Genomic DNA, 20,267 nt, shown 5'->3' on the forward strand with positions numbered 1-20,267 from the left:
TTTCACGTTTTAGTGTCTCTTCAGTTAATTGAATGCGCTGGGAGATCGCATCGTTCAAGAAACAGTACGGCTATTGCTACGGCCGCGATAAATTTTTCTTTTCATTTTGCTGACCTCAACCCACTCAATGGCCACCCCGTGGCGGGATCGAGTTGTTTTTCCTTGCACATCCTCGCGATCAGTTCTTCGCTGGGCGGTGAAGGTGGGACGGCGGCGTCTCGATTGCGCTTCCATTCGAATGTTTCGTCCCAATCCGGAAGTTTTGCGGGGGGCAGGGGGACGATTTGGTCGATGTCAGGCACTTTGGCGCCGAGGTGCCCATATTTTCGTAGAAAATCACCAATCAGCTCGTAGCGCCGTGATCGTTCTAAGTCTTTATCAAGCGCAAGGTAATGAGTGCTGTCAGGGCTAGGGCCGGTAAAAGCCTTTTCAAGACTTTGAACACTTGGAGCATCTCCTGCTGCAGTTGCTTTTTGGTAGGCGATGACTGCGTCAGAAAATTCTTGCTGATCGTGCTTTGACACCGCATATTCACCAGCTGCTACAGCGTGACCCTGCTCCATTGCACAGCGTAGCATTACACCTGCAACCTCACCTGCACCTTTTATTCTTCTCAGAGTGTCGGCTACATAATATTGCGCTTCCGGATTGCCCAAGTCGGCTGCACGTCTAAAGTAAACCCTAGCCGCTGCGCTGTCCTGTTTTACGCCGTAGCCTAATTCAAGATAGTGCCCCATGTCGTAATAAGCGCCGGGTATCTTGCGTGCAAGAGATTCCTGAACCAAGTTGATAGTTTCTTTTGCCGCTTTGGGGGCGCTGGTAAGTCCCTGTGAAAGCAGTTCTTGCAGGTTCGTCGATGCCCGGTAATGCCCGAACGCAGCGGCAATTCGATAATAGCGAGCAGCTTGATCGAAATCCTTTGGGCCGGGTTTCTGAGTCAAGTGTAATCCGTAGAGGTATAACGTTTGTGCATCGGCATCCAGGGGTGGCAAAACATCGCCCTCATGGACACATTCAAACTCCAACCGCTTGAATGCGGCATCATAATCGGCTTTTTTAGGCAAGAAGGTTTTGTAGGTACTGCTCATCGGTTTTTCCTCAGCGTCGCAGGCCGTTATTCCTAGGGTAAAAATTAAAAGTGTCGCTGTTCTAATATTCATATTCAATCCAGGTTTTTGCGGCTTTTGGAAAGTTGCAAAAATTCAGTGAGCGAGGCTTTAGGTGGCTTTTCTAATGAAGCGGTTATTGGAAAGCGCCGCTCTTTATTTTTTCTCAATAGGCTCGCCCAGTTTTCAAATGATTTTTCAATGTTGTACTCTCCTTCTTCCTGCCCCGTATGCACCCCCCACAAATGCCTCCTCAACGGCCTCGCCACTGCCGGATCTTCCACGCAAATATTCAACTCACTGTCCACGACCATGCTTCGCTCATTGATATTGGCCGAACCCAGTGTGGTAAAGACGTCATCGACGATCATCAACTTGCTGTGGATGTACACTTCCTGCCAGTTGTCCGGCGGGGAGTCCGGAGCGACCAACGTACAGATATGGACTTTCAGGCCACATATCTCGGGTGCGGAAATTACTTTTTGTTCTTTGGCCGCATTGGTTTTCTCTTTCTGGATTTTTTCGAGCAGTAAGTCACATTCAACTTGCAGTTGCCCGATGGGACCTGCGAGGAATCCTGTGGCGGATTGACGTCTGTTGTAAGCGGCGAGTTTTCGCTGTGCGGCGTTGTATTGGGCACGCAGGACCTTCAAGCGCGCCTGGCTTTCCTCCCCGTACTCCAGCCGTGCCACTCCCGGCATGACGTCGGGTCGGCCCAATTGGCGGAGCATGCGAAAGGTGTTGAGGGCACCGTCGCCCATGCCTTCTTTGGACGAGTTGGTGACCACGAAGAGGTGCAGGTTGCCGTGTTCAGCCGGGTCGCGGCCGTTGATGGCGTAACGCTTTGCAAGCTCGGTAATGGCGTCGGCGAAAGGTTTGTAGCGGAAGTACTGGTTTTCGATGTAGAGGTACTGTGTGGCGTTATTGATGGCCTGCAGGTACATCTTCTCGATGTCTCGGGCGCCTTCCTGGATTTGCGTGCGCAGCACCTGCGCCATCATCGGCGGGCCAAAACCGAATCGGGGTTTCAGGTCCGCGGCTTTACCCATTCTCGGCGTGAGCAGGTCGACGCCGGTTTCCCTGCGCCAGGCCTGCGCGAAGTTGTGGTTCAGGTACTCGAGCACCGGGCCGGTCACGCGGCTGGAGATGTCCTGGCGAGGCGTCGCGCCATTGCGGCCTTGCCGTGCGGACATCCGTTCGTACTGGTGGTTGTCCTTGTCCCAATAGGCGTCCAGGGTGTTGTGGCCCATGACAAAACCCACCGCCTGTTCCGCGTGTTCGTAATCGATCAGCACCATCTTCTGGTGGTGCGTAGGGACCAGCGACATGGCCGTGGCCCGTGCGGCTTTAGAAGCGGTGCTCGTGTGTGGATCCCTGGTCTGGAACAGGATTTGCCAGGCGATTTCCGTCCGGTCTGTCAAGGTCAGGTCGCGGGTGGCAAATTCGATGTTTTCAAACGCCTTCTTGCCCAGGCTGAATGCTTGATGCGCCAGCTGTTCGAGCCGCTTGCGAGGGTCCAGTCCCGGAAACATTGTTTCGGTCGGCGAGCTCGCACTCATGAAGGTTTTCGAAGCACGTCGGTACCACTCCCAATCGAAGGCTCTCTGCGACGGATCGCGCAGGTCGGCTTTGAGTGGGGCAATCGAAGCCAGATTACGACCGGGGGTCATGTTTTCCGCGAACGCAGCGGTGACGTGCAGGCTGTCCGACCAGCACAGCAAGCGCACTTTCACGCCCTGTGAGGCTTTCACGCACAGCAGGTCGCCAATGCACAGCGTCGAGGCGTCGTCACGCTTGAAGTACATCGAGGGTTGGAACCCCCAGCAGATGATTTCGACGGTGTGCGTGGCCGCCATGATGGCGTCGTAAACCGCGCCGAATGCTCGCTCGCCGTTGACCAGAGGTTCGAACGTGGCTGGTCTGGGCGGGTACTCAGTGTTTTGCACGAACCACGGCAGCGTGAGTCGGGCCGAGGTCGTCTTGCTGAGGGCAATGGGGCAGGTGTGGGTGGGTGCGGTCATGCTCAGGCTTCCGTGTCTGGTGTGTTCAGGCGTGCGTACGCTTCGCGGAACTGGCGTGGCGCCGATGCGTCTGGAAGATCGGGATGAGGACGGCTTGCGTGGTGATGCAGGCCCTGATTGGCGCGTTCGGCGTTGTCCGGATCGCCTTGGTAGTCGCCGCTGACAGGGATGTCGTGGGTCACGCCATTGGCCAGTTCGACCCGATACCGCGAGCGCGTCACCGAATGGTCGATGCTGATTTCGCCACTGCTGGACATGACGCCTTGCTCGATCAGCACGCCATCGGCGAACAGTTTGTAGGGCATGCCCGTCCAGGCTTGGTGCTGGGCGGCATTGCTTTGCCCTGCCTGCAAGGTGAGCTTCTGGATGACGGCGCTCTGTGGCGAGTCTGGCAACTGACGGTCGAGCCGAGCGGCGCCGCCGAAGGTTTTCTTCACGGCTTTAATATCCACCGAGCCGGGGGCATGGATCTGGATATCGCCATCCTTGATGCGGATATAGGCACTGCCGCTGGTCAGCAGGATTTCGTCCTGCGCGGCGATTTCAACGGTTCGGGCCGTGGATGTGATGCGCACGCTGTTTTTGGCCGTCAGCTCGATGGCGTCGTCCTGCGCCTGGATTTCCACTTTGCCTTTGGCGGCGAATAGCCTGGCGCCTGCCTGTCGGGCGAAAAGACTGATGCTCTGGGCGACGCTGACCAGCAGCGATTGTCCGCTGGCCAGATTGGCGTCTTCGCCAGTGGAGATATTCAACTGCCTGCCGCTGTGCAGATGGATATTCTGCGGCGTTGTGCTGGCGATATCCGCAGGTCCGGAAGCCATGATCAATGGCGTTCCGTAAGCCTGTGTCGTGACATTGCCCTGCCGGTACGCTTGGCTGGCCGCCGCATGTAGCTGCGTCAGGCTTTCGACACCCTGGCTCAATGGCAGCGCGTTGTGCTGCTCTGCACTGTCGGAGAGCCCGGCCATGCGCTGTTCGGCATCCTTGAGCTGTTGCCCGGCTTCGCTGGCGTCCATTTGCCCGCTCTGGGCTTTGATGCGCTTCCAGGTGCTCAGGTACAGACCTTGTTGTGCCCGTAATGCGCCAAAGGCATCGGTGCGCAGTTCGAAACCGGTGCCGCGCAGGGCGCCGCGATCGTTGCCTTGCTGGTCCACCAGACAGCCGAGATTCAACTGGCTATGGCCGTGACTACTATGGATCTGGGTGCGCAGTTGGCCGGTGGTGTCATCCATGACCCACTGGTTGTAACCCAGGCCATTCAGCTCACGGCTTTTATAGCCGCTCATGCAGCCGTTGGAATGCCAGGCGGGTTTGTGACCGCCATACACCTGACCCAGGATCAGCGGGCGATCAATGTCGTTATCGAGAAACGTCACGATGACCTCCTCGCCTGCGCGGGGCACATGCACGCTTCCCCAACTGTCACCGCTGCTGCTCTGCATCATGCGGATCCAGCAACTGGGCGCCTCGCGTTCAAAGGCCCGCCGGTCCCAGTGAAACCGCACACACACGCGATTCAGGGCATCGGTGTGCACTTCTGCCCCGTTCGGTGCGACCACCACTGCGGTTTGCGGCCCTGGCTGAGCCGGTTTTTGATGTTCGAAAGGACTGCGATAGGGGATATCGAGACGTTGTGCCTCGAAGCGATTGCGGTAGAAGCCTTCGCCGTCATCGGTCAGCGGCTCTTCACTGAGCGTTTGCAGCTCGGGTTTCAGGCTGCCCGGCAGTTTGCGGCGTTGAAGGGTGACGGGCAGGTTGCTCTGCGCGAAGAACTCCACCTCGATCAACAGAAATTCCCGTTCATTCAGCGGGGTGCGAGCGTGCAGCGGATGCTGGGTCAGTTCGAAAGCATGACCCGGTTGCATGTGCCGGACGCCACCCTGACCCAGAATGCGTCGCGCGGCGGATTCGTCCTGCTCGATCTGCACCCGCGTCAGCCAATTGCCCCGGTCTTCGTCCTGCCAGGCGTACTGGCCGCGATATTCGTAGCGCTCCAGTGACGCGGGCGCAGAGGCTGCGCGAAGCGCCATTGCGTGGGCCGAAGGTGTTTGACGGTGCGCCTTGTAGTTGTTGGTGCCCCACTGCACTTTGCCGTTGAGCAACGCACCGCTTTGGCTCCAGTGCATGACGCTGTCGTGATCCAGCGTGGCCATTTGGGTATGGAAGGGCACGGCGCGTGGGCTTAGCGCCGGAAGGTCATCGGTGCCGTCGACGAAAACGATCCGGTGGCTGTCGGCCTCATGAGTCACGTACCAGTAAATGCCTTCTTGTTCGCACCATCGCTGGACGAAATGGGCATCGCTTTCATTGAACTGGGTGACGTAAGACAGCGCCGGATAGTCGCGGCGAAGGTCGAGTTGGTAGCGCCCGTCGGCCTGAACGTGTTGCTGAAAGATGTCGGCCAGAATGTCGGGCAACGTCAGGTCCTGCCAGATACGGCAATTGCGGCGGTACTCCAGAAACCCGAACCACGGTGCAAATTCGATCTGCCAGTCCTGCAGTCCTCCGTCACTTCCCAGATAGCGCACGCTTTGCACGAAGCCATGGCGGTGGCTGAGGGTCTCATTGGCCAGTTTGATGGCCAGGCTCACCGACTGGCCAATGAGGCTTTCGGGATCAAAGGCGTTTGATTCACTGACGACATCGACGCGGTAGCGCGGCACCCGACCGAGGCGTTCGAGGCCATGAGCCCGCAAGGCCAGCAGAGGTTGTGGAAGCGGTGTGGTCAGTTTGAGCAGCCGGCCTATCTGACTGATGCCGGCGATGTCGTCCATGGCGGAGGCGACAGGTTTCATGGTTGCTACTCCCTGTAAATGGCGTCGTTTCCAGACGCATATTCAAGCGATCACCCATCCATGGGTCGATTCGGGGTCGGTGAAATCCAGCACAAGGTGAGCGTGTTCAGGGGATGCGCGAGCACTGAGGCAGGCAAGCGCAATGTGCACCCACTGCGCAGCGGCCGGCGCTGTTTCTCCCACCAGTGAACGAGGGCGAATCGAATGTCTGTGGCCTGAGTGGGGCAGGTGTTGGAGGGCATATTGATGCAGGTCGTAGAGGTGGTTGCCGTACGCAGATTCCGCCATCACCAGCGTGGCTATCCGTTCTGGCTCAATCGCGGCCCGATCAATCAGCGCGTTGACCAGCGCCTCAAGAGGCGGGGGGCTGTCATGTGCCTCTGCTTTGGGCGGTAACTTGATGGAGTCAAACAGGCGGGGAGCGGTGCCGGAGCCATGCTCGGCTGCTGGCGACATTCTTCGCAAGGCGATCAGCGAGACGCTCTCACTCAAGAGACTGGAGTGGTCCATCTGCGTGTTAATCGCGCTGTTGACCCAACTGTCGATGCACAAACACAGTACCCGAGGGGCACTTGAGGGGCTGATGAGCAGGTTGGTAAACCAGTCTGACGGGGTTTGATCGCAGGTGTGAAATCCCCAGGCGGGTAACTGATGCTGGGGCCAACGGGCGACCACCGTTTCGAACCAGACCAGTTCGTCGACCTGTGAGGGTGCGCAGAGGTGGATCTCGGTCTGTGCCCAGTCCTGCACGCGATTGAGCAACGCGCATTGATCCAGGAATGCCTCCAGCAGCTCGATCGCTCGCTCGGTCGCGTCGATTGAAGGCGCGCGATCCGGGTCATCGATGATCCTGCGCAAAGGGCGGCGCAGCCCTTGATCCGTGACCAGCCTCGGATCGTGAGTCAGGTGCGTGCCTGTCAGCCGGGCAAGGTCAGCGGCCGTCATGTGGCTGTTCAGTTGATGACCCGGTAGCCAGACCCAAACGTCTTCAACCTGCGCGCCATCAGAACAGAAGTCGCTTTTTGGGCGATGTGATTCCACTAAGCGTTGAGCGGCCAGCTCGCGCGCTCGCTGTTCGGAAAGCCGGTCATAGATGCAGGGTCTTGCACGTGGGATGGGGGCCGGGCTCACTGGCCTGTCTGTTTGCCCAAACCGTCCAGTCAACGTGTTCCAGAGTGATATGCCCATAGCGACCTCTAGAGAATGCAGAGGTCATCATGGCTGGCGATGAGGCTTGCGCCACAGGCCAGCAGATGCCCATGCCGGGCAACCGGTCGATCATCGACGAGCACTGATTCGTCTCCCTGTGCAATCGAACAGGGGCCGTGAGGACAGAGCACTTGATCACCCTTGCGGGCGATATTGAGGCCGTTGAGCAGGGTGGAGGGAGAGCCTTCGATGACTTGCCCGCCCTGATGGGTCGGGTCGTTCAGTACAACAATGGGAAGCATTGTGGGACGTCCTTGACGGATGACTGAAATAAGCTTCCATGCTCTGATTGTTCAAATGACGGTCGACGCTAACACGCAATCCTCCAGAAAATTCAACACCCCGTATTTCAAGAAGCGTCCTATTTGGTTCCTTCACTAATTCCTACGTTACAGAGAGAAACTTCCCGTCGGTGACCATGCGGATTGGCCATTGGCAGGTTGCAGCGAGGGTGAAACCAAGGCCGTGGAAAACAGAAAAGCCCCGGCCTCTCTCGAGAGCCGGGGCTTTCACTTTCACCGTCGCTGTAGCGTCTTAAACCAGCGGGTCGCCGACGTGCAGGATCTTCATGCCATTGGTGCCACCGATGGTGTGGTAGCTGTCACCCTTGGTCAGGATGACCCAGTCGCCTTGCTCGACCAGCCCGCGCTTGAGCAGCTCGTCCACGGCGGACTGGCTGACCTGGCCGGCTGGCAGCGAAGCCGGGTCGAACGGGATGGTGTAAACGCCACGAAACATGGCGGCACGGGCCTGGGTGGCGCGGTGCGGGGAGAAGGCGTAGATCGGCACCGAGGAGCGGATGCGCGACATGATCAGCGGGGTGTAGCCGCTTTCAGTCAGTGCGATGATCGCCTTCACGCCCGGGAAGTGGTTGGCGGTGTACATCGCGGCCAGCGCAATGCTCTCGTCACAACGGGTGAACGAGTGACCGATGCGGTGGCTGGAGGTCTTGCCGGTCGGGTGACGTTCGGCGCCGACGCAGATGCGCGCCATGGCTTCAACGGCCTCGACGGGGTAAGAGCCAGCAGCACTCTCAGCGGACAGCATCACGGCGTCGGTGTAGTCAAGCACGGCGTTGGCCACGTCGGACACTTCGGCGCGGGTTGGCATCGGACTGGAAATCATCGACTCCATCATCTGCGTGGCCACGATGACCGCCTTGTTATGGCGACGTGCGTGCAGGATGATTTTTTTCTGGATGCCGACCAGCTCGGCATCGCCGATTTCCACGCCCAGGTCGCCACGGGCAACCATGACCGCATCACTGGCGCGGATCAGCGCATCGAGCGTTTCGTCATTGGCCACGGCCTCGGCGCGTTCGACTTTCGCCACCAGCCAGGCAGTGCCACCGGATTCGTCGCGCAGCTTGCGGGCGTATTCCATGTCGGCGGCGTCGCGGGGGAAGGAAACGGCCAGGTAGTCCAGGTCCATTTCGGCGGCGAGCTTGATGTCTTGCTTGTCTTTTTCGGTCAGGGCCGGTGCAGTCAGGCCACCACCGCGGCGGTTGATGCCTTTGTGGTCGGACAGCGGGCCGCCGATCGTCACGGTGCAGTGCAGGGCGTCAGCGGTTTGCGTGTCTACGCGCATGACCACGCGTCCGTCGTCGAGCAGCAGTTCGTCGCCTACGCCACAATCCTTGACCAGATCGGGATAGTCGATGCCGACGATGTCCTGAGTACCTTCCGTCAGAGGATGGCTGGTGGAGAAGGTGAATTTGTCACCGACTTTCAGCTCGATCTTCTTGTTGGCGAATTTGGCGATACGGATTTTCGGGCCTTGCAGGTCACCCAGCAATGCGACGAAGCGGCCGTTCTTGGCGGCGATGTCGCGGATCAGCTTCGCGCGAGCCTTGTGCTCGTCGGGCGTGCCGTGGGAGAAATTCAGGCGGGCAACGTCCAGCCCGGCAAGGATCAGCTTCTCGATGACTTCGGGCGAATTACTTGCAGGGCCAAGTGTGGCTACGATTTTGGTGCGACGAACGGACATGCACAAACTCCTTAAATGAAGCGCAGCGAGAGGCTACTACTGTATTGGCCTGTAGTCATTGTTCCTTTGCACTACCTTGCCGCGTGACCACTGGGCAATCGGCAGTCCCAAAGCCCACAAATCGACCTTGAAGAATTGCCGCGACGCGCCGATACAATGCAGAGCACAGGAGACTCTCATGCGAATCGTGATGATATTAGTGGCGCTGGCGGCGCTGAGCGGTTGCACCCGCTGGGCCATGAACAGCCATCTGGACAATGCCAACCGCGCGTATGCCAAGGGCGACTGCGATGCGGTGATGTACAACCTGTCGAAAGTGGACCGGGAAAGCCGTTCGCGTCGCTATGTACAGCCGGAAGTGTCCATGTTGCGTGGCCAGTGTCTGGAACGCCAGAAGCTGTACGTGGACGCGGTGCAGACCTACCAGTTCATCATTTCCAACTACCCCTCCAGCGAATACGCCTATCGGGCGCGGGCCCGTCTGGATACGCTGCATCAATTGGGACATGACAATCTGGCACCGCCCGCCGTCCCTCGACCTGCTTCACTTTAGTTACACCCGAATGGATAGACGGTCTCGTTTTCGGGTGGAGGTTGTCTTAGCTTGAGCTAATCTAAAAAAAAACATAGGGACCTAAGCTTTCTTCACAGGGATGAGCGAAGGGCGCTCTGGTTATAGAAGCGCAGGCTTTATCGCGAATTCGAATAACAGGAGGAGTGACTTCGGTTATGGCGGGTGAGTCAGATGACGTTCCTGTTGTAATGAACAGGCGGGTTCGATCGTTCACGTCGTCTTGGCAGTTTCGCGTGCGACCGAATCTCAATGCACTAGCGCGACCATGCTCAATGGTCATTCCGGGGCGTGTCCAGCAATGCTCAACGAAAGACGAATCGAGCGTCACCAGTTACCGTATTACCTGCAGGTGTTTAACCGGTATACCGACAAACCAATGGGTTGCCTGGGCAACGTCTCGGAACAGGGCCTGATGCTGATCAGCGACCTGCCCGTTCTCGTCGGCGCTGATTTTCAATTACGTTTGAAAGTGCCGGACGGGAAGGGCGGCCTCTATAACATCGACATCAATGCCAGTTGCCTGTGGTGCCAGGAAGACGAAACGCCGCGCATTTACGACTCGGGTTTCAGACTGCAGGCGGCGCCTCCCGAGTATTTTCATCTGATCCAGGCCTTGCAACGGTACTTCAGTTTTTACCCGCTGGAGGCCTCGGCCTGATCGCGGCACCTTTCACAAGGTGCCGGCTTTCTTCCAACCCAGATAGCGGCTCACCAACTGCGGCCCCAGTTCGCCGGGACGCACATCCAGTACCGGTACCCCATGAGCGTTCAGACGCTCATGCAGGCCTGCCCTTGCGTTGAGAAAATCCACCGTCCCGCAGTAATCGAGCGCCTCTTGCCAGGTCTGCACCGGCGTCCGGCGCCGTTCATCCAGGACCTCTTCGCGAAGGCTGGCGATCAACACCCGGTGATGGCGGCTCAGTTGTTTGACGGCACCGAGTAGCTCTTCATCGTCTTCGTCGCGCAGGTTCGTGACCAGCACCACCAGCGCGCGACGTTTTTGTCTGATCAACAGTTGGCGGATGGCCGCGCCGTAGTCGGCAGGGTGCTGAGTGCTGTCCAGGTCATAAACGTGGTTGAGCAGCACATTCAAGTGCGCCGTGCCTTTAACAGGGGACAAGTGGCGGTTCTGCTCGGCGGCAAAGGTCGACATGCCCACCGCATCGCCTTGGCGCAGCGCCACGTAACCCAGTAGCAGACAGGCATTGAGGGCGTGATCGAAATGCGTCAGCTCGCCATCCTGGCTGCGCATCCGGCGTCCGCAGTCGAGCAGGAAAACGATTTGCTGGTCACGCTCATCCTGATATTCCCTGGCGATCGGCGTACGTTGACGCGCCGTGGCTTTCCAGTCGATCTGTCGCAGGCTGTCGCCTTCGCGAAACTCTCGCAGCTGATTGAATTCAAGACCCAGCCCCCGGCGCTGGCGCTGACGAATGCCGATCTGGCTCAGCCAGTTATCCACCGCCAGTAATTGACCGTTGTGCAATCGTGCGAAGTCCGGGTAGACCCGCGCCGAGCTTGTGACCGGCAGGTAACGTCGCGAGTGCCATAAGCGCAACGGGCTTCGAAGCACGATTTCGATCCGTTCGAAAGTGAACGGCCCCCGACTCGTCGGTCGCAGCCGATAGGTCAGATGGGCCTTGCGCTGGGCGCGCAGCACGATCTCCTGCGGCAGATTGTCGACCTCGAAACGATTGCCTGGCGCTTGAGGTCCGTGATCGAACACCGTCATCGGCACCGCACGCCGTGACCCGTGCTCAATCTCGATGCGCACATCGCTCCAGCGGCCGAGCGCCAGACTTCCGGGCAGGTGCCGGCTCAGGCGTGGCGACGGCAGACGCCCGATCCAGAACGCGTCCACCGCGGCCAAGGCGCCGATCATGCACAGCAGCGCCCAGAACAGACCGTCCAGTTTAGCCGTCGGCCCCCGCCCCAACGCCTGAAGAATCCCCAGCAACACGGCAAAGCCTGCCAGCACGGCGAGCCACCCGAGCAGCCGGGTCGACGGCTTGAGCAGTTGTTTCATTGGCGCGGCGCCGGAACCTGATCGAGCAATTGCTTGAGCACCTGATCCACCGACATGCCCTCGATGTCGAGTTCGGGCGATAGCCTCACGCGGTGGCGCAGGACTGCCAGCGCACAGCCCTTGATGTCGTCAGGGATCACAAACTCGCCACCGCGCAACAGCGCCCGGGCCCGTCCGCCACGGACCAGTGCAATCGAGGCGCGAGGGCCGGCGCCGAGGGTCAGCCCTGGCCATGTTCGGGTAGCGCGGGCCAGACGTACCGCGTAGTCCATCACCTGGTCGTCCACCGGCAGGTCGCTGGCGATGCGTTGCAACGCCTGCACGTCCCTGGCCTGCATCAAAGTGCGCAGAGGCTGGACGTCCAGCATGTCCGAGCGGGTCGAACGGGTTACTTGACGGACCATGTGCAGTTCCTGCTCGGCCTCTGGATAGTCCATGCGCAGCTTGAGCATGAAGCGGTCCAGCTCGGCTTCAGGCAACGGGTAAGTGCCTTCCTGTTCGATGGGGTTCTGCGTCGCCAACACCATGAACGGCTGCGGCACGGGCAGCGCGCGACCTTCAAGGGTCACCTGGCGCTCCTGCATCGCTTCGAGCAGCGCCGCCTGGGTTTTGGCCGGGGCTCGGTTGATTTCGTCAGCCAGCAGCAGGTGAGTGAACAACGGGCCTTTGCGCAGTTTGAATTGTTCGGTCTGCATGTCGTAGACGGCATGGCCGGTGACATCGCTGGGCATTAAGTCAGGCGTGAACTGAATGCGTGCGAAGTCGCCGCCGAAGCAGCGGGCGAGGGCGCGCACCAACAAGGTTTTTCCAAGGCCGGGAACGCCCTCGAGCAAGACATGGCCGCCACCGATCAACGCGGTCAGCACATCGTCGATGACCGCGTTCTGACCGATCACCGCCTTCTGCAATTCGTGACGCACGGCTTGAGCCAGGTGAATGGCACGCTGGCGTTGCTGCGCAGGGTTGCTCGGGTGCGCGGGGTGAGGCGTTGCGTCTTTGGGTTCACCTTCGTTCTGTTCGGTGGCTTGGGTGTCGATGCCGCCCTGCTCAAGGCTTTCTATCGGGTTCGCCACGCTGCTCGACGGTTCGGTCGGCTGATCGCTCGCGCTTTCCGGGGCCTTACCCACCTTTAAATTCGTTTTATCTTCCATAAATCAATGACTTACCTGATTTGGCTGTTTTGTGAGAGCCGCTACGAACCGCTTTCATTGATGTCGAGCGCTGAACCTGCCCATTCTCGGGAAGGCCACGCCCCTTACGCCAGACCGTCGCGGCTTTCTGATGCAGATCAATACCGCCCATCCGTAGCGTATCAGACTGTCGTCACTTGATTCGTCTTGATCCGGACCACGCCCAGATGGATCTCAAGCCATGACCGGCGCGCTGCATGAACGATCAATCGCCGGCTTTGCTTCTGGTCCTCAATGCGGGTTCATCCAGCATCAAGTTCTCGTTTACAACGCAGCCGAGGCTAGAGCACGAAGGGGCTGATCCGACTGAACGGGCGGGACGCCTGTCGTCGGTGGGCAGCGGTGTCTCGGCTTGGGCCATTCCTACGGATGAAAACGCCGTCATCGCCCGGCATGCCTTGGCAATACTGCACGGCGGCACTCGAAAGCATCGTTCGCTGAGCCCGCAAAGGGCAGGGCTCATGCATTTACAGATGCCTGAGGCTAGCGCCTTCCTGCCGGACGTCTTGTTTCTACAAAAAGGATCATCGCAATGAACAGACTGAAAATCGCCGCAAGCCCTGGCGCACGAAGCAGCTTTCTCACGGACCGCGACGTCGTGGCCTTTAGCGCCACCGATTTGACTGACATTGCTGCAGTGGTGATCACGGCAGCTGACTGGCGTGAGGGGCGGGTGGACGATATCAGTCGGTCAGGCTTCGACATCCCGGTCTTTTTTGCTGTGGACGAACACGACGAGTTGACCCGCGAAGCCATCGTCGACATCGAAAAGGTGTTGCTGCAGATCAGCGGGGTATTTGATCTGGGGGCTGATAACGCCGAGTTTTATGGCCATAAGCTGGAGCGGGCGGCGACGTTATACGAAGAGGCCTTGTTACCCCCGTTTTTCGGCGCGCTTAAACACTATGTCGAACGTGGCAACTCAACCTTTGCCTGCCCGGGACACCAGGGTGGGCAGTTCTTTCGCAAGCATCCGGCGGGTCGACAGTTTTTCGATTTTTTTGGCGAAACGCTGTTTCGAGCCGATCGCTGCAATGCGGACGTTGAAATGGGCGATCTGCTGATTCATGAGGGCGCGCCACTGGAGGCGCAAAAGCGTGCCGCGCGGGTTTATAACGCCGACAAGACGTACTTCGTGCTCAACGGTACGTCGACCTCCAACAAGGTGGTCACTCAAGCGCTGCTCACCCCGGGGGACGTGGTCCTGTTTGATCGAAACAACCATAAATCCATTCACCAGGGCGCCTTGTTTCAGGCAGGGGCGACGCCGATTTACCTGGAGACCGCGCGCAATCCCTACGGCCTGATCGGGGGTATCGACTCGCACTGTTTCGAAGAGGCTTACCTGCGTGAGCAACTTCAACGGGTCGCGCCCGCCAAGGCCGATGACGCGCGGCCGTTCCGACTGGCGATCATCCAGTTGGGCACCTACGACGGTACGGTCTACAACGCGCGCCAGGTCGTCGACCGCATTGGTCATTTGTGTGACTACATCCTGTTTGACTCAGCCTGGCTGGGCTATGAGCAGTTCATTCCGATGATGAGAGATTGTTCGCCGCTGCTGTTGGAGTTGGGCGCTGACGATCCCGGTATCTTTGTGACCCAGTCGATTCACAAGCAGCAGGCCGGTTTCTCCCAAGCCTCGCAGATTCACAAGAAGGATCGCCACATCAAGGGGCAGGCGCGGTACTGCAACCACTTACGCCTGAACAACGCCTTCATGGCCCAGGCATCGACCAGCCCGTTCTATCCTCTGTTCGCATCCCTGGATGTCAATGCCCGTATGCACAGTGGCCGTAGCGGCCACCGATTGTGGGATGAATGTGTTCGTGCCGGGATCGAGGCGCGCAAGCTGATGCTGGACAACTGCACCCTGGTCAAACCCTTCGTCCCGCCCACCATCGATGGCCGCGACTGGCAGGACTACCCCACCGACGAAATCGCCAAAGACCTGAAGTTTTTCCGTTTCCACCCGGGCGAGCGTTGGCACGCGTTCGAAGGCTACATCGAGAATCAATATTTCATCGACCCCTGCAAGCTGCTGTTCACCACGCCAGGCATCGACGCAGAGACAGGCCAGTACATGGACTTCGGCATTCCCGCTGGCGTGCTTGCGACGTTCCTGCGCCAGTACGAAATCATTCCGGAGAAGAACGACCTCAACACCATCCTGTTTCTGCTGACGCCTGCCGAAGGCAAGGCAAAGATGGAGCATCTGGTGGCGCAGATCGGACGCTTCGAACGCTTCATCAAGGAGGACGCACCCTTGGCGGACGTGCTCCCGGGCGTCTACAACGCGCATCTGTCGCGCTATCGCGATTACAGCATTCGTCAGCTGTGCCAGGAAATGCATTCGTTGTACGCACGTCATGACGTCAAGCAATTGCAGAAAGACATGTTCCGTAAGGCAGGCATGCCCGCAGTCGCCATGGACCCGCGCGAAGCGAGCCTTGAGTTTGTGCGGGGCAGGGTAGAGCTGATTCCCCTGGAGGACGCACGTGGCCGCATGGCTGCGGAAGGGGCACTGCCTTATCCGCCAGGGGTGCTGTGTGTCGTGCCGGGCGAAATATGGGACGGCGCGGTGCTGGAATACTTCCTCGCGCTGCAGGATGCGATAAACCGTTTCCCGGGATTCAATCCCGAGCTTCAGGGTGTGTACCTGCGCACTGAGACAGATGGCCGCATCCGCGCGTATGGCCATGTCATCAAGTCGTGAGCATTACCCGCCGACGAAGCGTCACGGAAGAACGAGCCACTCCCAGTGCGCGGCCTTCGCACGAGTAAGGTTTTGTCGCCAAGGTAGCAGGGGTCCGCAGCAACCGATCAGATAAGTTGCCGTTCCCAGTCCCCACAATCACGATGCCCGCGCTTCCACTTTCGTAAGCAACCTGAAAACCCATTAGACCAGCGTCTGCTGTTGGCCGGTTGCGGTCAGTCCGTACGCATCGCCAAAGAGGCATGCCATACCCTTGGGCGTCTTCGCGGAGCGGTCCAGTCCCTGTTGAACCCGTTAAGCGGAATGAGTCCAGGGATTGGTGTTGGCCGATAGCTGCCTTTTGCTGGATTTGATATTCGGTATGTCCAACGGTTAAGCGCCATGGTTTGCTTGAGTGAATCGTTATAGTGATGACTCAAACTAGAAGCCGGCCACGACGACGGATTAGTCGCCATGGCCGCCTCGACAATTGTCACTGGACGGAATATCCGCCATCAACCATGAGCATATGGCCTACTACAAACGAAGACGCGTCAGAGCAGAGCCATAGAACTGCATCAGCGACTTCCTCGGGACGTCCTGTACGTCCTATGGGATGCGCTGCTCGGATCGGTGCCATGACGTCTTCGCTACCGGCCAATTCGATAAATCGCTGAATCATGGGCGTATCAATCGTGCCAGGGCCTACTGCATTCACGCGTATCCCTTGCTTGGCGTAGTCCAACGCTGCGCCTCGGGTGAGCCCGAGCACTGCATGCTTTGAGCTTGAATACGTCGAAAGTCCCGGGATACCGACGACGCTCGACATGGAGCCCATGTTCACGATCGCGCCACCGCCCTGTTTGAGCATCTGATCGATTTCGTGGCGCATGCACAGCCACATCCCTCTGACGCTTACATCGAATATTTTGTCGTAGGTCTCAACAGGCTGCTCGGCGAGTTTCTGTGAGTTCTGAGTCACGCCGGCATTATTGAGTGCGTAATCAATTCGACCGTATTTGGCCACAGAATGTGCGACCAAGTGACCGACCTGAGCATCATCACTGACGTCAGTTTTGATGAAAATCGCTTTCCCTCCCAACTCAGTAATCAGGGTGACAGTCTGTTCTCCTGCTTGAGTATTAATATCGGAGACGACAACGCGGGCGCCTTGTTTTGCGAACGCCAGCGCGACCGCTTGGCCAATCCCAGACCCAGCTCCTGTAACCAGAGCAACTTTGTCTTGCATTTCCAGATAACGAGGCATTTTGGATTCCTGATGCTTTAAGTCGATTAAAAATGGATCGTTCAGACTCAACGCCCGAGGCGATACGGCGGATAATCGATATAACCCTTTGCTCCGCCGGTGTAGTAGGTTGGCCTGTCTGCTTGCGCGAGCGGGCGATCAAAGCGCAGTCTTTCGACCAGATCGGGATTGGCGATGTACGGTTGACCGAACCCTGCCAGATCGATGAGCCCATCATTGATCAATTGCTCGGCACGGGCCTTAGTCAATCCGCCGTCAAGCATGAGTGCGACATTTGGTGCAATTTTTCGCCATTGCCTCAGGATGTCATGGATGGCTTCACTGGTCGGCTTTTGGCCCTCAGGCGTGTTGAAAAAGCCGGTCTGGTCCATCACGTGAATGTACGCAATCTTTCTCTCTTGTAATGCCTTGCCCAAAGCAAAATATGTTTGGGCTGTTTCATCGAAGAGCGGGACCGAATTGATAACGCCATAAGGTGTCAGCCGGATACCCACACGTTCGGCACCAATCGTCTGCGCTACTGCATCAACCACTTCCAGAGTGAATCTCAGGCGGCCTTCCATAGTCTGCGCCGAATACTTGTCGGTCCGATCGTTGATGAGAGGATTCATAAATTGATCGAACAGGTAGCCATTGGCAGCATGCAGCTCTATGCCGTCGAACCCCGCTTCAATGGCATTTCTGGCCGCTTGGGCGAAATCTGAAACGACGCGGGATACTTCGTCCGTTTCAAGCGCGCGGGGAGCTGAAGATTGCAAGAACGCCACGTTTCCTTCTTCATCACGGCCAAACGCCATCGAGCCCTCAGCGATCTGCTGGGTGGAACTTACCGGTGCACGCCCTTCGTGTTGAATGGAAGTGTGCGAAATACGTCCTACGTGCCAGATCTGGAGGAACATCCGCCCGCCCACACTGTGAACCGAGTCGGTGACCAACCGCCAACCGGCGATCTGTTCAGGCGTAAAGATGCCTGGGTTGAACAGGTATCCTTGGCCCTCATTGGAAATCGGCGAACCTTCAGCAATGATTAAACCGGCGGTGGCACGCTGTGTGTAATACAGCGCAACCTGTTCGGTAGCTGCGTCCTCAGGACCCCGAGATCGGGTAAGAGGCGGCATGATGATGCGATTGGGCAGAACCAGGCCGGACAAGTTAAATTCAGAGAATAAAGCGCTCATTTGTTGGCTCGCTTTTGAGTATCAGTTGGATGGAAAATCGGTCGAGAGCGACAGTTCGCGCCACGCCTGTGCCTCTAGACGTTGCTGCTCCGAACGCTTGATCAGCACCGCGTAGGCATCAGAGCCCAAAGGCAAACGGGTGGGCGGGGATTTGGCATCGACCAAGGCCAGGACAGCCGCTCCGAGTTTCTCGGGATGCCCCAATTGTTGGTGACTGACGGCGTCAAGACGACTGCGCTGGGCCTGCGCGTAATCGGCATATTCGTCCATCCACGTGTCTGCATACTGAACAGACGTTTTATCAAGAAAATCGGTTCTGAACTGTCCAGGTTCAACCAGGCTTACTTTAATGCCGAATTGATCAACCTCTTCCCTAAGCGCCTCAGACCAACCCTCTACGGCAAACTTGGACGCGCAGTAGATTGACGATCCGCCCATTCCTTTCAGCCCGGCCAGAGAAGTAATGGAGATAATGTGTCCGCTGCGCTGGCTGCGCATGATGGGTAGCACCGCCCGGGTCACAGCGAAGACACCAAACACGTTGGTCTGGAACTGCCGCTCTACGGCCTGTTCCGAAATCTGTTCGAATGGACCCAGCTGCCCGAAGCCCGCGTTATTGACCAATATGTCGATTTGTCCGAATTGCTTCACACCTTTGTCAATAGCCAAAGAGATCGATGTACTGTCAGTCACATCTAAAGAAAGGGTGAGTACACGTGGGTGAAAACCTTCGAACTTTTCATGAAGATGTTTTACATTACGAGCAGTCGCTATTACCTGATCACCCTGGAGTAGCGCAGACTTTGCTATTTCATAGCCCAGGCCACGGTTTGCACCGGTGATTAGCCAAGTCCTCATTTAAACCTCCTAGATATACTCATTTTTTAATTCAATCGCTGGTGTCGTTGCAATCAACGATTTATTGATGCGATACAGTTATTTCATAATATTTCGGAAGCGATACAAGGGTTAGCCGAATCCTTCCTGTTGATTGCCTGATCCTCTCGCGCTGCAGTGAAAGACCGTCGAGGCCGACAGGTGAGCTGCGATTGAGCTACCCTAGCAACGTGTAAAAGCGTCATAGACACAAGCGGTGGACCTTTCGCATGGAATGCCCGATTATCTGGTCGGCCGCGGCTTTGGGCTAGGCTCAAGCTCCTTCAGCGCTTCAGTAAAGTGAGGAATTCATGAAACACGAAATGAGTGAAGCGGATTTGAATCTCTTGCGTCTCACCTCTCCGATCCGGAGTTCTTTGGCAAAAAGAGTTTTGGCGCTTATTGCGAAACACCCTTCCGACGCCGAACTACTACCGGGTGTCGGGCTGCACTTTCGGGATCAGCCTTTACCGCCAACCGGTTACTTTTATGAGCCCAGTTTTGCGGTTATTCTCCAAGGTGCGAAACGAATTAAGCTGGGCGATTCGGTTTTTCACTATGACGCCTCAAGGTTTTTGCTGACGTCCATGAACTTGCCTACAACGACCGAAGTCTTGGGAGCCACGGAAGATGATCCTTATGTGTCGGTGTTGATAAAGCTCAACCTTGATATCGCGCGCGAAGTGTTAGCCGATCTGGAGCTGAACAACTATGGAGAGATCTGTTCAGACTCCGGGATGGCGACCGGGCCAGCCACAAACGAAATGTTGGAGTTGGTCTCTAAAACCCTGGATCTGTGCGACTACTCGGGTAACCCCGCTTATTTATGGGGAATCTTGCAGCGAGAGATCATTTATCGACTGCTGGTCGGCCCCATGGGCGCTCGGTTGCGCCAGACCGTTTTGACAGGCACGCAAAGTAACCGTATTGCGAAAGCTATCAATTGGCTTAAAGACAATTTCTCTCTTCCCATTAAAGTAGAAGACCTGGCGGGAAAAGCAGGCATGGGCGTTTCAACGTTTCATCATCATTTCCGGGCGATGACATCGATGAGTCCCCTGCAATATCAGAAACAGCTGCGCTTGCATGAAGCCAGGCGGCTTTTGCTTGCAGAACAGGCAGATGCATCCACCGTTGCATTCAGAGTGGGTTACGAGAGCAGTACCCAGTTCAGTCGTGAGTACCGCCGACAATTTGGCCAGCCCCCGATTCGAGACATGCGATCAATCATGGATATGTCATAGCTCTGGGCAGTTTGGCTGGCTTGGCTCAGCCTGCTGCCAAGGCGCTATTCATGGCTTATTGCGCACAAGAGTAATAGGCAATCATCACAGAGAAACAGGC

16 protein-coding genes are annotated in these 20,267 nt (G+C 57.6%); 5 read left to right on the forward strand and 11 right to left on the reverse strand.

From position 1 onward, the window contains the following. Positions 1-101 precede the first annotated feature (101 nt). The 6 genes from BMY73_RS21080 to pyk form a co-directional block, all read right to left on the reverse strand. On the reverse strand, positions 102-1,088 hold the full coding sequence (locus tag BMY73_RS21080; protein ID WP_238591753.1) for an SEL1-like repeat protein: 987 nt from the start codon (positions 1,086-1,088) through the stop codon (positions 102-104). 74 nt (positions 1,089-1,162) lie between these two features. Next, positions 1,163-3,127 carry a phospholipase D-like domain-containing protein gene (locus BMY73_RS21085; RefSeq protein WP_092409484.1) on the reverse strand — a complete coding sequence of 655 codons (1,965 nt, stop codon included), beginning with the start codon at positions 3,125-3,127 and terminating at the stop codon, positions 1,163-1,165. A 2-nt stretch (positions 3,128-3,129) separates the two neighbouring features. Beyond that, positions 3,130-5,922, reverse strand: a complete 2,793-nt coding sequence (locus BMY73_RS21090; RefSeq protein WP_092409486.1) for a type VI secretion system Vgr family protein — start codon at positions 5,920-5,922, stop codon at positions 3,130-3,132. Between the two features lie 42 nt (positions 5,923-5,964). Next, positions 5,965-6,867, reverse strand: coding sequence for a hypothetical protein (locus BMY73_RS21095; protein ID WP_062383963.1), 903 nt, complete (start codon positions 6,865-6,867; stop codon positions 5,965-5,967). 251 nt (positions 6,868-7,118) lie between these two features. Continuing rightward, positions 7,119-7,373 carry a PAAR domain-containing protein gene (locus BMY73_RS21100; RefSeq protein WP_062383960.1) on the reverse strand — a complete coding sequence of 85 codons (255 nt, stop codon included), beginning with the start codon at positions 7,371-7,373 and terminating at the stop codon, positions 7,119-7,121. A gap of 292 nt (positions 7,374-7,665) precedes the next feature. Beyond that, positions 7,666-9,117, reverse strand: a complete 1,452-nt coding sequence (gene pyk / locus BMY73_RS21105; protein WP_062383957.1) for a pyruvate kinase — start codon at positions 9,115-9,117, stop codon at positions 7,666-7,668. A 178-nt stretch (positions 9,118-9,295) separates the two neighbouring features. Between pyk and BMY73_RS21110 the strand changes: the two genes are divergently transcribed. Both BMY73_RS21110 and BMY73_RS21115 read left to right on the forward strand, forming a co-directional pair. Further along, on the forward strand, positions 9,296-9,670 hold the full coding sequence (locus tag BMY73_RS21110; RefSeq protein ID WP_092409488.1) for a tetratricopeptide repeat protein: 375 nt from the start codon (positions 9,296-9,298) through the stop codon (positions 9,668-9,670). A 319-nt stretch (positions 9,671-9,989) separates the two neighbouring features. Continuing rightward, on the forward strand, positions 9,990-10,349 hold the full coding sequence (locus BMY73_RS21115) for a PilZ domain-containing protein (RefSeq protein WP_062383952.1): 360 nt from the start codon (positions 9,990-9,992) through the stop codon (positions 10,347-10,349). Between the two features lie 12 nt (positions 10,350-10,361). Here the strand turns inward: BMY73_RS21115 and BMY73_RS21120 are convergent, their stop codons facing one another. Further along, on the reverse strand, positions 10,362-11,717 hold the full coding sequence (locus BMY73_RS21120; protein WP_092409490.1) for a DUF58 domain-containing protein: 1,356 nt from the start codon (positions 11,715-11,717) through the stop codon (positions 10,362-10,364). Then, positions 11,714-12,868: an AAA family ATPase gene (locus tag BMY73_RS21125; RefSeq protein ID WP_175500224.1), complete on the reverse strand. Its 1,155-nt coding sequence runs from the start codon at positions 12,866-12,868 to the stop codon at positions 11,714-11,716. The genes BMY73_RS21120 and BMY73_RS21125 overlap by 4 nt, the downstream gene beginning before the upstream one ends. 236 nt (positions 12,869-13,104) lie before the next feature. Here BMY73_RS21125 and BMY73_RS21130 point away from each other — a divergent pair, with 236 nt between their 5' ends. Both BMY73_RS21130 and BMY73_RS21135 read left to right on the forward strand, forming a co-directional pair. Further along, a complete protein-coding gene (locus tag BMY73_RS21130; RefSeq protein WP_092409492.1) occupies positions 13,105-13,443 on the forward strand; it encodes a hypothetical protein in 339 nt (112 codons plus the stop codon). Next, the gene (locus BMY73_RS21135; protein ID WP_092409494.1) at positions 13,440-15,623 is read left to right on the forward strand and encodes an ornithine decarboxylase; all 2,184 of its coding nucleotides are present in this window, start codon (positions 13,440-13,442) and stop codon (positions 15,621-15,623) included. The genes BMY73_RS21130 and BMY73_RS21135 overlap by 4 nt, the downstream gene beginning before the upstream one ends. 472 nt (positions 15,624-16,095) lie before the next feature. Here BMY73_RS21135 and BMY73_RS21140 read toward each other — a convergent pair whose 3' ends face one another. The 3 genes from BMY73_RS21140 to BMY73_RS21150 are packed head-to-tail and all read right to left on the reverse strand — an operon-like array spanning position 16,096 to position 18,905. Beyond that, positions 16,096-16,869: an SDR family oxidoreductase gene (locus BMY73_RS21140; RefSeq protein ID WP_092409496.1), complete on the reverse strand. Its 774-nt coding sequence runs from the start codon at positions 16,867-16,869 to the stop codon at positions 16,096-16,098. A gap of 47 nt (positions 16,870-16,916) precedes the next feature. After that, positions 16,917-18,047: an alkene reductase gene (locus BMY73_RS21145; RefSeq protein ID WP_062383937.1), complete on the reverse strand. Its 1,131-nt coding sequence runs from the start codon at positions 18,045-18,047 to the stop codon at positions 16,917-16,919. Positions 18,048-18,068: 21 nt separating this feature from the next. After that, entirely contained in the window at positions 18,069-18,905 is an 837-nt protein-coding gene (locus tag BMY73_RS21150; protein WP_092409498.1) for an oxidoreductase, read from the reverse strand. Between the two features lie 329 nt (positions 18,906-19,234). Here BMY73_RS21150 and BMY73_RS21155 point away from each other — a divergent pair, with 329 nt between their 5' ends. After that, complete coding sequence (locus BMY73_RS21155; RefSeq protein WP_092409500.1) at positions 19,235-20,167, forward strand: AraC family transcriptional regulator; 933 nt, start codon at positions 19,235-19,237, stop codon at positions 20,165-20,167. Positions 20,168-20,267 lie beyond the last annotated feature (100 nt).

It is taken from the genome of Pseudomonas sp. NFACC02, from assembly GCF_900110765.1.
Classification (GTDB): Bacteria; Pseudomonadota; Gammaproteobacteria; order Pseudomonadales; family Pseudomonadaceae; genus Aquipseudomonas.